This is a genomic window from Nocardia sp. 348MFTsu5.1 (genome assembly GCF_000383535.1).
Taxonomy (GTDB): Bacteria; Actinomycetota; Actinomycetes; order Mycobacteriales; family Mycobacteriaceae; genus Williamsia; species Williamsia faeni.
On sequence record NZ_KB911513.1, the window covers coordinates 353,788 to 367,635 of the forward strand.

The 13,848-nt window shown below is 63.8% G+C and carries 9 protein-coding genes; 5 read left to right on the top strand and 4 right to left on the bottom strand.

Features of this window, described 5'->3' with window-relative positions:
- Window positions 1–64: 64 nt before the first annotated feature.
- Entirely contained in the window at window positions 65–1,840 is a 1,776-nt protein-coding gene (locus H290_RS0112315) for an acyl-CoA dehydrogenase (RefSeq protein WP_020107116.1), read from the bottom strand.
- Window positions 1,841–1,882: 42 nt separating this feature from the next.
- Entirely contained in the window at window positions 1,883–2,395 is a 513-nt protein-coding gene (locus H290_RS0112320; RefSeq protein WP_020107117.1) for an LURP-one-related/scramblase family protein, read from the bottom strand.
- Between the two features lie 152 nt (window positions 2,396–2,547).
- On the opposite strand from H290_RS0112320, the gene H290_RS28435 reads away from it, so the two are divergent.
- Entirely contained in the window at window positions 2,548–3,477 is a 930-nt protein-coding gene (locus tag H290_RS28435) for a YdcF family protein (protein WP_155976814.1), read from the top strand.
- 10 nt (window positions 3,478–3,487) lie between these two features.
- On the opposite strand, the gene H290_RS0112330 is transcribed toward H290_RS28435, so the two are convergent.
- Complete coding sequence (locus H290_RS0112330; RefSeq protein WP_020107119.1) at window positions 3,488–4,240, bottom strand: metallophosphoesterase; 753 nt, start codon at window positions 4,238–4,240, stop codon at window positions 3,488–3,490.
- A gap of 119 nt (window positions 4,241–4,359) precedes the next feature.
- Entirely contained in the window at window positions 4,360–6,696 is a 2,337-nt protein-coding gene (locus H290_RS0112335; RefSeq protein WP_020107120.1) for an ATP-dependent DNA ligase, read from the bottom strand.
- A 61-nt stretch (window positions 6,697–6,757) separates the two neighbouring features.
- Between H290_RS0112335 and H290_RS0112340 the strand changes: the two genes are divergently transcribed.
- The 4 genes from H290_RS0112340 to H290_RS0112355 all read left to right on the top strand — a co-directional run bounded on the left by H290_RS0112340 (window position 6,758) and on the right by H290_RS0112355 (window position 13,813).
- Entirely contained in the window at window positions 6,758–7,678 is a 921-nt protein-coding gene (locus tag H290_RS0112340) for a Ku protein (protein WP_020107121.1), read from the top strand.
- An 86-nt stretch (window positions 7,679–7,764) separates the two neighbouring features.
- A complete protein-coding gene (locus H290_RS0112345) occupies window positions 7,765–10,563 on the top strand; it encodes a DUF2232 domain-containing protein (protein WP_020107122.1) in 2,799 nt (932 codons plus the stop codon).
- A 65-nt stretch (window positions 10,564–10,628) separates the two neighbouring features.
- Window positions 10,629–12,134, top strand: coding sequence for an NAD(P)/FAD-dependent oxidoreductase (locus H290_RS0112350; RefSeq protein ID WP_020107123.1), 1,506 nt, complete (start codon window positions 10,629–10,631; stop codon window positions 12,132–12,134).
- A gap of 71 nt (window positions 12,135–12,205) precedes the next feature.
- Complete coding sequence (locus tag H290_RS0112355) at window positions 12,206–13,813, top strand: FMN-binding glutamate synthase family protein (protein ID WP_020107124.1); 1,608 nt, start codon at window positions 12,206–12,208, stop codon at window positions 13,811–13,813.
- Window positions 13,814–13,848: the final 35 nt, after the last annotated feature.

Genomic DNA, 13,848 nt, shown 5'->3' on the forward strand with positions numbered 1-13,848 from the left:
CACCAACATTTGCACCGCCCACCTGAAACTTCAGGTGGGCGGTGCAAATTCAGGTGGAGAGGGGTCAGAACCAGCCGGGCTCGGCGTCGAGAGTGGTGCGGTCGAGCGATGCGAGTAGATCGAACTGTGCCCCGGTCTTCGGTAGTTCGTATCGGCAGAAGTACTGGGCGGCAGCGCGTTTGCCGTCGTAGAAGTCGCCCTGGCGATCACCGACGGCCAAGAGTTGTTCCAGCCACATCCAGGCGATCACCACATGCCCGGCGGCCTCGAGGTAGATCGTGGCGTTGGCGAGACTGACCTCGGGGTCACCGGCCGACCACACCTGCGTGGTCACGCTGACGAGCCGGTCGAGCGCCGACTTCAGGGCGTCGGCCAGTTCGGCTTGCCGCTCTCCGGCGCGTTCGATGGTGGCGGTGATGGTCTGGGCCAGCAGCACCAAACCGGCGCCGCCACCCATGACCACCTTGCGACCGAGCAGGTCGAGACCGTGGATACCGTGTGCGCCTTCGTGTATGGGGTTGAGCCGGTTGTCCCGGTAGAGCTGTTCGACGTTGAACTCCTTGGTGTACCCATAGCCTCCGTGGACCTGGATCGCCAGGCTGTTGGCTTCCAGACACCACTGCGACGGCCAGCTCTTGGCGATCGGTGTCAGCACATCGAGCAGAAGCTCTGTGCGGGCGGCAGATTCGGGATCGGTGTCGGTGTGTTGCTCGTCGACCAGCTTCGAACAGTAGAGCCCGAGCGCCAATGCGCCTTCGACATACGACTTTTGGGCGAGGAGCATTCGTTTCACGTCGGCGTGGTCGATGATCGCGACGGGCGAGCTGCTCGGATCCTTGGACGCCACCGGGCGACCCTGGGTGCGGACCTTGGCGTATTCGACGGACTGCAGGTATCCGGCGTAACCGAGTGCGGTGGCGAGGAATCCGACGCCGATCCGGGCCTCGTTCATCATGTGGAACATGTACGACAGTCCGCGGTGCGGTTCGCCGACGAGGTAGCCCACCGCGCCGGACTGGTCGGACGGGGTATGGGTGCCGTCGCCGAAGTTGAGCAGTGCGTTGGTGGTGCCGCGGTTACCCATCTTGTGGTTGAGGCTCACCAGGGCGATGTCGTTGCGGGTGCCGTCGGCAAGGTACTTGGGCACCACGAACAAGGAGATGCCCTTGACGCCGGGACCGCCGCCGGGAGCTTTGGCGAGCACGAGGTGCACGATGTTCTCGGACAGCTCGTGGTCGCCGCCGGAGATCCACATCTTGGTACCGGTGATGCGGAAACTGCCGTCGTCGGCGGGCTGCGCCTTGGTGGTGATGTCGGCCAGGGAGGAACCGGCCTGTGGTTCGGACAGGCACATCGTGCCGAAGAAGCGGCCCTCGAGCATCGGGCGGACCCAGGTGTCGATCTGTTCGGGCGTCCCGTATTCGACCAGCAGACCGGCGTTGGCCATGGTCAGGAACGTGTAGGAGGACGTCGCGGCGTTGGCCGCCTGAAACCAGGCTCCGGCGGCGCGGGAGATGGTTGTCGGCAACTGCATGCCACCGAGTGCCTCGTCGAAGGGCGCGGCGATGATCCCGGCCTTGCCGATCTCGTCGAGCGCTGCACCGACCTCGTCGATGATGACAACTTTGCCGTCAGGCCCGATCTGCGGTTCGTTCTGATCGGACTTCTTGTTGTGCGGCGCATAGCGTTTGACGGCGATGTCCGCGCACAGATCGAGGATGCCGTCGAAGGTCTCCCGGGAGTGCTCGGCGAACCGTTCCCGCGTCGTCAGTTCCGCGACATCGAGCCACTCGTACAGCAGGAAATCGAGGTCGCGGCGGGAGAGCGGGGAAACAGTCATTGGGGTTCCTTCCGGAGTTGCCCGATGCATGTTACCGAACGGTCAGCCGCGCGCCATCTCGTCGATGCACACGGTGATGGCGAGGATGAACGCCTGATCTTCGCCTGCGGCGATGTCCACGCCGTACGTGTCGCGGACACGGAACCATTTCTTGGAGATCGTGGCGACGGTGTCGCCGTCGCGCTCGATCTCGTATTCGTGGCTGACGAAGTTGCCTTTTGCTTTCAGGTCCGGCCCGGAGTCGGGGTTGATCGTGTACCGGTCCCGGATACCGATCAGGGCCTTGTGCACGGTGGCTCCGGAGTTGCCCCGCTCGATGTGCATCTTGTCCCGGACGCTGAGCTTTTTCTCCTGGATCTTCGCCAACTCGGCGCCCTTGCTGTCTTCGAGGATGAACGTCTGCCGAAAGCGGACGGCCTTGCCATTGACCTTGAAGACTTTCTGGCCGGCGGCATTCTCGATCCAGTAGTCGTCGCCGATGGAAAGCAATTTCTCTCGCATCTGATAGCGGATCGCCGGCGGTCCGTCGTCGTGTGAACGGTTGAAGAGGCCCATGACAGTCAATGGTCCCCGCCTGCCGGGTCTGCGGCATCACCCCCCGTGGATGATGCCGCCTCGAAATGCGGGTGTTACCGAGCTGAGACCGCTTCAATGCGGTGCCGTGGCTTCGACCGCCTACTGTGGCCAGAGTGACGAGTGGTGCACGTGTGACACGTGTCAATAGAGCGCTGGTGGCTGCGGCCGCCGCCATCGGTATGTCGACCGGAGCGGTCGCGCTGATCCCTACCGTGATGAACGCATCGACCACGGTGTCGCCGGTGATGTCGGGGACAGACGTGGCGAGCCTGTACAACGCTGCGCAATTGCAGTTCCGCCGCGGCGAGGTACCGCTCGGGCTCAACGCCCTGCGCAAGCTACTCGCGGCTGATCCCAGCGACACCGATGCGCTTGCATTGCAGGCGATCTGGTCGAATTACAGCGGCGATTCGCGACTGTCCCAGGCGGCACTCACGGCCCTGGGGACCTACGACGGACCTCTTCAGGTGCGTGTTCGGGATGCGCTCGCCGGCATCGACCGCGGAGTGGTCATCGGTCCGAATCCGGTGCCGGGACTGCATGCAAAGGGCACCGGGATCGTGGTTCTCGGCGCCGGTCTGAACGCTGACGGAACACCCACCGACGAGACGGCCAGCCGGCTGTTCGCGGTGTGGACCCAGGCGATCGTGGCCTTTGAGTCGCCGGTCATCATCTCCGGCGGCGCCGCCGTGGGCGCGCACCGCGACGCCGACGTCATGCGCACCTGGCTGGTCGACCACGGCATCGCGGCCACCCGTATCCACGTCGACTCCGCCGCTGCAACGGTGGCGCAGAGTGCCGTCGGAAGCGCTGGGATCTTCGCGAAGCTCGGGCTCGCCGACGTGGTGGTGGTGACCTCTCCGGATCAGGTCCGGCGGGCCGCGGCCGATCTTTTTGTCGCCGGGGTGCCGGTGGTGTCGGCAACCACGTCGACGCGTGAACTGATCGGCAATCTCGCGGTGCCGGCCAAGGTGGATCAGCGCACCATCTACGTCGACGTGACCGACATCCTCGGGCTGCCGTCGGACCGGTTGCAACCGCCGGTGCTCACCGCTGCGTGATCCGGATTACCTAGGCGCTCCGGAAGTGGCTGATCACACGGCCGTCGGCGTATGTGTGGAAGGCCAGGCCGGCGGGTTGTGTCTCGTTGATCACGCCGGTGCCCTCGAAGGGCAGATTGAGTGTTGAGGCAACCCCGGGAGCCAGGCACAGTGGGCGGCCGGCGAAGGTCGTGACGGCACCGGTGTGGGCGTGTCCGCACATGAACATGGTGATGTTCGGATGTTTGTCGACGAGCGCTGCCAACCGCTCTTCACCGGTCTGCCGGATCGTGTCCATCATCGGCATCTGCAAGACGACCGGCGGGTGGTGGAACGCGACGAGAACCGGTACCGCGGGGCCGGCGGCCGTGATCTGTTCGTCCATCCAGGAGATCGTCTCGTCGCTCAGGAATCCGTTGTTCTGGCCGGGGATGGAGCTGTCACAGATCAGGAACAGTGCGTCGGCGACGGTCCGGGCGTAGTTGAGCGGACCGATGCCGCCCCGCTCGTCGGGGAAGTTCTGTCCGGCGAGGAATGTCTGTCCGAACTCGCCGCGGACGTCGTGGTTGCCGGGGCAGATCATCAGTGGCAGTGGGCTCTTTAGGGTGGCGCCGGCTTCCTCGTATTCGGACGGCCTGCCGTTGTCGGTGATGTCACCGGTGACCACTAGGGCGTCGATGCCGCTTGACCGGGAATTGACGTACTCGAGCGCAGCATTGATGCGGTCCCGCCGCGCGGCGGTTCCGTTGAAATGAAGATCGCTGATGTGCGCGACGACGAGCACGTGGACTCCTTATGGTGTGGCTGGGGTTCTCGCGGGACGCAGGCGGCCATCCGAACCCGTAAACACCGTAACTCCCCCTCAGTTTCCGGGCACATTCAGCCGTGCAGGCTATGCCCTGATCACAGGTCTCCGGGCAGTTTGTCGCGCCGGATCCCGCGCCATGAGGGGTGACGTAGGTGACCCGTGCTGGTCCAGTCCATGAACCTCACATCCGCAACGAGTTTGGGCAGAACCCACACCGCGTCCAGTTCGACAGGTCGGTCGAGATTGCCGAGGAACGGTGAAGTCTTGCGGCGCAAGGGCTCCAGTTCGGCGAGCAGGGACTCGAGCTGGGCATCACTGAATCCGGTCCCGACCCGGCCGACGTAGCGCAATCCGGTCTCCTCGGGCAGCCCCATCAGCAGCGAGCCGATCCGGTTGCTTCGACCACCTTTGCCGGGTCGCCAGCCGCCGATCACGACTTCGATGTCGCTCCAGTTCTTTTGCTTGAGCCAGGTCTTGGAGCGACGACCCTGCTGATAGGTCGAGTCGCGGCGCTTGGCGACAACACCTTCCCAACCGCGATCACGGCTGACGGCAACGGCATCCGAACCCGGCCCGGACAGAAGCGGTGGCAGCTGGACGGGAGCGTCGGAGGAGAACGCCTTCGCAATCTCCTCCAGTAGTCCGCGCCGGTCCTCCCATTTGAGTTTGAGAAGAGATGATCCGTTGAGATAGAGGATGTCGAACAGCAGCAGCTTCACGTCGAGGTCGTCTGCGTTGCTGCGACCGGCAAGCTGTGTGAAGTTGGTGCGTCCCTGCTCGTCGAACACCACCACTTCGCCGTCGAGCACGACGTCGAGAAGTCCCAGATCGTCGGTGACCCTGTGGATCTGAGGGAAGTCCTTGGTCATGTCGATGCCGGATCGCGAAGTCAGCTGTAGCTTTCCGTCGATGTAGCGCAACAGGATTCGGTAGCCGTCCCATTTGCCCTCGAAGGCCCATTTGTCGTCGGTGAGGTGCTCGATGGTCTCGTCGGTGGCGAGCATCGGTCGTGGATCGCGCAGACTGTCGGGCAGGATCGGCCGCGGTTCGTCGGACATCAAGTGCGCCAACCAGTTCTTGTCGCCGGTCTTGATCAGTGCGTAGCGGCCCTGGATGCGGTCGCCGTGCAGACGGACGATGATTTCTTTGTCCCGCCACTTCTCGGTTTCATACGTGCCTCGATCCCAGATCTCGACGTGGCCACCGCCGTACTCTCCCGACGGAATGTCACCCGAAAAGTCCGCGTAATCGATCGGGTGATCCTCGGTCTGGACCGCCAGCCGATTCTTATCACCTTCCAGCGGAAGGTTTTTGGGCACTGCCCAGGACACCAGGACTCCGTCACGCTCGAGCCGGAAGTCGTAGTGCAGCCGGCGTGCGTGATGCTCTTGGATCACGAACATCGGGTCGCCGCTCCGGGAGTCCTCCGGCCGGCTGTCCCCGAAGGGTTCCGGAGTCTTTCGTTCATCACGTTTGCGCCGGTAGGCGCCGAGGTCGACCACCGGTGTGGTGGGGGTGGACTTCGGTGAGGTGTCAGGCTCGGTTTCGAGCTCGGCCAGCAGGTCGCCGTACTGGTCGATCCGGTCGGCCATCTCGTCGAACATTATGTGCTGGATATCGTTGTCTTCCAACTCTTCCCAGAGTCGGGGTGCGGCGACGCAGGGCCGTTCGCGGCCACGCATCGAGTACGGCGCCAGCGTGGTCTTGGAAGCACTGTTCTGGCTCCAGTCCACGAATACCCGGCCGGTGCGCACCGCCTTGGTCATTTGCGCGGTCACCAGATCGGGACTCTCGGACTGCAGACTGGTCGCGATCTGCTTGGCGACCCGTCGTGCCGAATCCGGGGATATCGGGTCCTGCAGCCTGAAATAGACGTGAATGCCCTTGGATCCGCTGGTCACCGGGAAGCAGGGCAACCCGATGGCGTCGAGCATTTCTTTGATGCGCAGTGCGACCCGGGCGCAATCGAACAGGGTGACGTCGGGGCCCGGGTCCAGATCGAGGACAACACGATCGGTCAGACGATCCACCTTGTACCTCGCGCCGGTACCACCGGTGGAATGGTCGAGTGTCCATTGCGGGACGTGCAGTTCGAGTGCGGCCTGTTGGGCCAGCCAGATCAGGTCGGCCCGGGCCGACAACACCGGGTACACCACGTCGCGGTCGCTGTGGCCCAGCCGCACCCGGCCGAGCCACTCCGGTGCATGGCCGGGCAGATTCTTTTCGAAAAACGGTGTCGACTCAACACCGTCGGGCCACCGCTTTCGGGTCACCGGCCGGTCCCGGAGATGCGGCAACATCACGTCGGCAATTGTGTTGTAGTACTCGATGACCTGGGCTTTGATCGTGCCGGTGGCAGGGTAGATCACCTTGTCGAGGTGGGTGACCGCAATGCTGTGCCCGTCGACCTCGAGTGTGTTGCGGCTGGGCATGCCCCGACTTTTCATCCTCCAGGGGGCTGCGTCAAATGGTTCCGACCTGCACAATGGCGTTATGCGTTCGATTTGGAAGGGCGATCTCAGCTTCGGGCTGGTCAATGTGCCGGTCAAGGTGTACTCGGCCACGGAAAGTCACGATCGTAAGTCCCACCAGGTCGATTCCAAGGACGGCACCCGTATCCGCTACCGCAAGGTCCGCGAGGGTACGGACGACGAGGTCGAGTTCTCACAGATAGCCAACGCGTACGAGAGCGATGGCGGTCAGACGGTGGTGCTGACCAAAGATGACCTGTCCGAACTCCCGGTGCAGCGCAGTCCCGAGATCGCGATCACCGATTTCGTGCCGGTCGATCAGGTCGACCCCATCTTCTTCGACAAGCCGTACTACCTGGAACCGGCGAGCAGATCCCCGAAGGCCTACGCGCTCATGCGGGAAGCCCTCAAAGATACCGACCGGTTGGCCATCGCGACGTTCACGCTGCGCAATCGCACCCGGCTGGCCGCGCTTCGGGTGGTCGGCAACGTCTTGACCCTGCAGACATTGCTGTGGCCCGACGAGGTGCGAGAAGCGGCGTTCCCCGCGCTCGACGAATCACCCGACATCAAGCCGCAAGAACTCAAGATGGCCGCGTCCCTCATCGAGTCGATGTCGGGCGATTTCGATCCGGGTCAGTACGAGGACACGTATCAACATGAGCTCAGCAAGCTGATCGAGGCAAAGGCAGACGGGACCGAGGCGTTCACCGAACCCGAGAAGTCGGATGAGGACAGCGACGAAGACACGGAAGTGGCCGATCTGCTCGCGGCACTGAGGGCTTCGGTGAAAGACCGTGGCGGCTCACCCGCAAGCGACGACGACACCTCCGACCAGAAGGCCCCGGCGAAAAAGGCCGCTGCCAAGAAGGCCCCGGCGAAGAAAGCCGCTGCCAAGAAGGCTCCGGCGAAAAAGGCGCCTGCCAAACGTAAGGCCGGCTGACTCCGACGCCCCGCCCCCGCGGTCGGGTTGTCTGGCAATCTGGACAGATCGAACAATACGAACCACTCCCCGAACATGGCGGCAACGTGAAGACGCGTCGCAGCGCCCGCATCGGCCGCCGCGTCACCGCGGTGGAAATCGCGGAGGCCGCCGCCCTCGCCGACGTCGCCGCGGCGATCTGTGTGCTGAGCCGGGTCGTGCCCGTCGGTGGTGCCGCCGTCCTTGTCGGGTCGGTACCGTTCGCCATCCTCGCCGGCCGCCGACGGTTGCGTGTCAGCCTGCTCGGCGCGATGACGGGATGGATTGTTGCGTTTCTCTTCGGTGGGGTGACGGCGGCGAACCTGGTCGGCTCGGCGGCGATCTTCGGCATCCTGTCCGGGACCGCGCTGCGCCGTGGATGGAAGTCACCGCAGGTGGCCTTGAATACGTTCCTGTTCATCGCGATTCCGTCGGCGGCGATCGCGACGGCCATGATCGCCCTCCTGAGCGACTACCGCGAGTTCATGATCACGCAGATCCGCAACGGTTGGCAGGGCCTCGAGCGGGTCTTGAACAACGCCGGACTCGAAGGGCTCACAGCGGTCATCGATCCGGTGGTCAATTGGTGCATCGACTATTGGTGGATCGCGATTCCGGCGATCGGCATCGTCGGGGTCACCTTCTCGGGCCTGGCCGTGTACGTCGTTCACCGGCGTCCGCTCCCACCCATGATCGCCCGGCTCGGTACCCCGCACGTCGAGGAGAAGATCGGCGAGACCGGACCCGTGCGGCCGCTGCCGATGCGGTTGGACGGCGTCGGGGTGCAGTATCCGGGCGCACCCGTGCCGGCGATCTGGGATGTCTCGATGACGCTCGACGCCGGTGAAGTGGTCGCGGTGACCGGACCCAACGGCGTCGGCAAGTCGACGTTGGGGAAGGTGGTGGCCGGGCGGGCTCCTACCTCTGGATCCGTGAGCCGCCCTGGGGCGGTCGGCCTCGGAAAGCCCGGTGGCACAGCGGTCATCAGTCAACGCCCGGAGACGCAGGTGCTCGGTATGGTCGTCGCCGACGACCTGGCGTGGGGCAATCACGATCTGACCGAGGCGCAGATGAACGAACTGCTCGATCGGGTCGGTCTGAGCGGCCTGCTCCACCGCGAGACGAGCACCTTGTCGGGCGGTCAGTTGCAGCGCCTTGCGATCGCCGCCGCCCTGTCGCGTGATCCGGCTGTCCTCATCAGTGACGAGTCGACGGCGATGATCGACCAGGAAGGCCGGACCTCGGTCATCGAGGTCTTCCGCGAACTGGCCGACAGCGGGGACACCGCCGTTCTGCAGATCACCCACGACGTCGACGAGGCCGCCCTGGCCGACCGTGAGATCGTGCTGGATTCGTCTCACCGTGAGGTCTCCACCGAGTTGCTCAATCCGAGCCGCCGGATCGGGCACATCAACGGCGCACACATTGCGCTCTACGACGTGGGCTACGCCCATGATGCGGGGACACCCTGGCACAACCAGATCTTCAGCGGTCTGAACCTGCGGATCGAGGCGGGTTCGGCGGTCTTGATCACCGGCCCCAACGGCGCCGGAAAGTCAACATTGGCAAGGGTTCTCACCGGGCTCGAGAAGCCGACAGCAGGGCAGGTGATGCTCGACGGCGAGCCGGTTCGCAACGGCCGCAAGCATGCGCTGCTCGGATTCCAGTACTCCAGACTGCAACTGGTGCGTTCGCGGGTGCGGTCGGACATCAAAGATGCCGCCGACGTCGACGACCTGGCCGTGAACGTCGCACTGATCGAACTGGGTCTCAATCCCGCGGTACTCGGCGACGAACTCGTCGATCAACTGTCGGTCGGCCAGCAGCGCCGCGTCGCGCTGGCCGGGCTGCTCGCCTGCAAGCCCAGGCTGCTGGTGCTCGACGAGCCGCTGGCCGGACTCGACACCCCGGCGCGCGCCGCGATGGTCCGGGGACTCAACAGGGTGAAAGCCTCGGGCACCACGCTGGTCGTCATCTCCCACGACATCGGTGAGCTCGCCGACCTGGTCGATCGCACCGTCGTCGTCGACGAGGGCACGGTCGATGGTCAGCCGACTGCGCCGGCACCCGAACCCTCGACGGTGAAGTCGACCGCCAACCTTGCGAATGTCGTTCGCGCGCTGCCACATTCCTCTCCGGCGCGGAGGTGGTGGGTCGGCACCAAGCTGCTGATGCTCGCGGCGGTCGCGGTGATGTTCATGCTCGAACCGACCTGGATCAGTATCGGGGTCGGGGCCGGTATCGCCATCGGCTGGACCCTCCTCGGCAAGGTTCCGCGAGCTGCGCTGCCACGGCTTCCGAAGTGGCTGATCCTCATCACCCTGTTCGGCGGATTGATCACGGCGCTGGGCGGCGAAGATCCCTACGTCACGATTGCCGGGGTGGAACTCGGACTCGGCGGCGCGCTCTACTGGGGAATCCTCATCTGCATGACGGTGCTGTCGCTCTATTGCGCACTGCTCTTCTGCTGGACGACGCCGATGGTCGAAATACCTTCGTTTGCGCAACGATTGGTCGGCTGGGCGGAGCGCTTGCGGATACCGGCTCAATCCGCCGCGGTCTCGGTGGCCCTTGCGCTCCGGCTCTGTCCCTTCATGATCAGCGACTTCCGCGTTCTGTTGCAGACGATGTCGCAACGCAAACCGGAGCACAAACAGTCGGCGGCGGAGCAGATCAACGGTTGGATCAACTGTTTGACCGTCGTTTGTTCGCTGGCGGTGCAGAACGGCAGGGAACTGGCCGCGGCTGTCGAAGCCCGTGGCGGAATCGGATCCGTGGCCCGATCTGACCGGAGTCCAAGACTTATCGACCTTCTGGTGCTTATCGTGGTGTTCGGGTCGGTCGGATCGGTCATCGCTTTGGGTTGAACCCCCCGGGTGGCAGGGAAGAACGGACTGATCCGAAGTCGACGAGGACTGGGAGAGATTTCCGTATGACCGCACAGTCAAACTCAGGTGTCCCCGATGAGGATGCTTTGTTCACCGACGTCCTGATCATCGGAGCCGGCTTGTCCGGTATCGGCGCCGCCTACCGCATCAAAGAACGAAACCCCGGTCTGAGCTACGCGATTCTGGAACGTCGCAGCCGGATCGGTGGAACGTGGGATCTGTTCCGATACCCGGGTATCCGTTCGGACAGTGACATCTTCACGCTCAGCTATCCCTTTGAGCCCTGGAAACGGCCCGAGGCGATCGCGGACGGCGAGCACATCCGCGAGTACCTCACCGAGACCGCCCGCCGCCATCAGATCGACCGCCACATCACCTTCGACACCCTGGTCCGTTCGGCCGACTGGGATTCGCTCACCGATACCTGGACCGTGCAGGCCGAGCAGGGCGGCGTCGCGGTGACCTTCAGCTGCCGGTTCCTCTTCTTCGGCACCGGCTACTACAACTACGACGAGGGCTACCGGCCCGAGTTTCCCGGTGAGACCGAGTTCAAGGGACGGATCGTTCACCCGCAGTTCTGGCCCGAAGACCTCGACTACCGCGACAAGAAGGTCGTCGTGATCGGTAGCGGTGCCACGGCGATCACGCTTGTTCCGGCGATGGCCGAAAGCGCGGCCCTGGTGACAATGCTGCAGCGGTCGCCAACATACATCGGCAGCATGTCCACTCGGACAAAGACCGTCGATACTATCCGAAAAGTGTTTCCCCGCAGGGTTTCTCATACAATCATGCGCTGGCGAAACTCTGCCATCATCGTGCTTTCGTATGCGTTCTCCCGCAAACTGCCGGAGACCATGAAGAAGCTCCTGCGCCTTGTTGCCGTCCGCAACCTTCCCGACGGATACGACGTCGACACTCACTTCAAACCCACCTATCAGCCGTGGGACCAGCGGATGTGCGCGGTACCTGACGGGGACATCTTCAAGGCGATCTCGGCGGGCCGTGCAGCGGTGGTCACGGACCGCATCAAAACATTCGACTCTTCAGGTATCCGGCTGGAGTCCGGGGAGAGGCTCGACGCCGATATCGTGGTGACCGCGACCGGGCTTCAACTCCAATCGCTCGGCGGAACCACCGTCAGTGTCGACGGCGCCGAGGTGAAAACCACAGATCGGTTTGTCTACAAGGGCCACCTGCTCGAGGACGTGCCGAACTTGGCCTGGTGCGTTGGTTACACCAACGCCTCGTGGACGATGCGTTCGGACATGACCGCGCAGGCGGTGGCAAAACTGTTGGCGTACATGGGCGAAAAGGGTTATACGCACTCCTATCCGCACCTCGGTGCTCGATCGATGTCGGTGAAGCCCAGTTGGGACATCAAGGCGGGGTACGTGCAGCGCAATCCTGACGCCTTGCCGAAGTCGGGAACTCATCGGCCCTGGAACGTTCGCCAGAACTACGTTCTGGACGCGATCGACCATCGTTTCGACCGGATCGAGGAGGCAATGGTCTTCGGTCGGGTGGACGATACCGTGACAATCGAGGTCTGAGCGGTTTTGCTGCATTCGTTGAAGCCCGGCGCTCTCGAATGCTGCTGCCTCACCGCGGCTAGGCTCCACCCATGGTGAAGTTCAATGTGCTCTTGGGGCTGGTGGCCGCAGCCGGCGTGCTCGTCGTCGCGGCCGCGGTCAACCGGCACACCGTGTGGTGGTATGCGGTGGTGATCGTCGTGATCGCCTTGTTGGTAGCGATCTACGACGTCCTTCAGAAACAGCATTCGATACTTCGGAACTATCCGGTGATCGGGCACATGCGGTTTCTGCTCGAATCGATCCGGCCCGAGTTGCAGCAGTACTTCATCGAGCGGAACTACGACGGTCGGCCGTACGACCGCAACGTGCGGTCGTTGATCTACCAGCGGTCCAAGGGATTACACGCCGAGGCGGCATTCGGTACCGAACGCGAGATCACCGAACCCGGCTACGACTACCTGCTGCATTCGATGGCGCCGGTGCCGATTTCCAAGACCGTCCCGACCGTGCGACTCGGTGGCCCCCAGTGCACCCAGCCGTATGACGCGGCCCTGTTCAACATCTCGTCGATGAGTTTTGGCGCATTGTCGGCAAATGCGGTGCGAGCGATGAACAAAGGCGCGGCACTCGGTGGATTTCTCCACGAGACGGGTGAGGGCGGTTTGACCGCTCACCACCTCGAGTACGGCGCTCCGCTGGTCTGGGAGATCGGCTCGGGCTACTTCGGGTGCCGTACCCGTGACGGGAAGTTCGATCCGCAGCGCTTTGCGGAGAAGTCGGCGCACCCCAACGTCAAGGCGATCCTGCTCAAACTGAGTCAGGGCGCGAAACCCGGGCTCGGTGGCGTGTTGCCTGGTCGCAAGGTCTCCGCGGCGATCGCCGAGGCCAGGGGTGTCGAACAGGGTGTCACGGTGATCAGTCCACCGGCGCACGGCGAATTCTCGAGCCCGATCGAACTGATGCAGTTCATCGGCGAGCTCCGCCGCCTGTCCGGCGGAAAGCCGGTGGGCTTCAAGCTCTGTGTGGGCACCCGCACTGATGTGCTGGCGCTGTGTAAAGCGATGTTGCGCACCGAGATCCTGCCCGACTTCATCACGATCGACGGCGCCGAGGGTGGCACAGGTGCGGCACCGCCGGAGTTCGCGGATCATGTTGGGACACCGCTGAAACTCGGTCTGATGACGATGCACAACGCCCTCGTCGGCAGTGGACTGCGAAGCAGGATCAAGATCGGTGCCGCCGGCAAGATCGCCGGTGGCACCGACATCGTGAAGGCGCTTGCGCTCGGCGCCGATTTCACCAACGCTGCGCGGGCGATGATGATGGCGGTCGGTTGTATCCAGGCGCAGGAGTGCCACACCAACAACTGTCCGGTGGGAGTTGCCACGCAGGACGCCCGCCGGGCCAGGGCACTCGACGTCGAGGACAAGGGCGACCGGGTCTTCAATTATCAACGCGGAACAGTGGAATCGGCGATGCAGGTGCTCGCCGCGATGGGATTGACCAGCTTCGACGACCTCGGTCCTGCGGTGGTGATGCGCCGGGTGGGTCACTCGTCGGCGGAGTCGTTCGAGGACCTGTTCGAATGGCTTGACGAAGGCGAACTGGTCCGGGGAACCACACGTCCGGAATGGGAACGCGACTGGCAGCGGGCCGATCCGGAATCCTTTGCGGTACCGAAGATCAGGACCGCGTAGCTCGTCTGATGTGCCGGCGTGCCGGGTTGAAAACT

Coding starts and splice junctions, on each gene's coding strand:
- H290_RS0112315 (WP_020107116.1), bottom strand. CDS start 1,840: ATGACTGTTTCCCCGCTCTCCCGCCGCGACCTCGATTTCCTGCTGTAC.
- H290_RS0112320 (WP_020107117.1), bottom strand. CDS start 2,395: ATGGGCCTCTTCAACCGTTCACACGACGACGGACCGCCGGCGATCCGC.
- H290_RS0112335 (WP_020107120.1), bottom strand. CDS start 6,696: ATGCCCAGCCGCAACACACTCGAGGTCGACGGGCACAGCATTGCGGTC.
- H290_RS0112340 (WP_020107121.1), top strand. CDS start 6,758: ATGCGTTCGATTTGGAAGGGCGATCTCAGCTTCGGGCTGGTCAATGTG.
- H290_RS0112350 (WP_020107123.1), top strand. CDS start 10,629: ATGACCGCACAGTCAAACTCAGGTGTCCCCGATGAGGATGCTTTGTTC.
- H290_RS0112355 (WP_020107124.1), top strand. CDS start 12,206: ATGGTGAAGTTCAATGTGCTCTTGGGGCTGGTGGCCGCAGCCGGCGTG.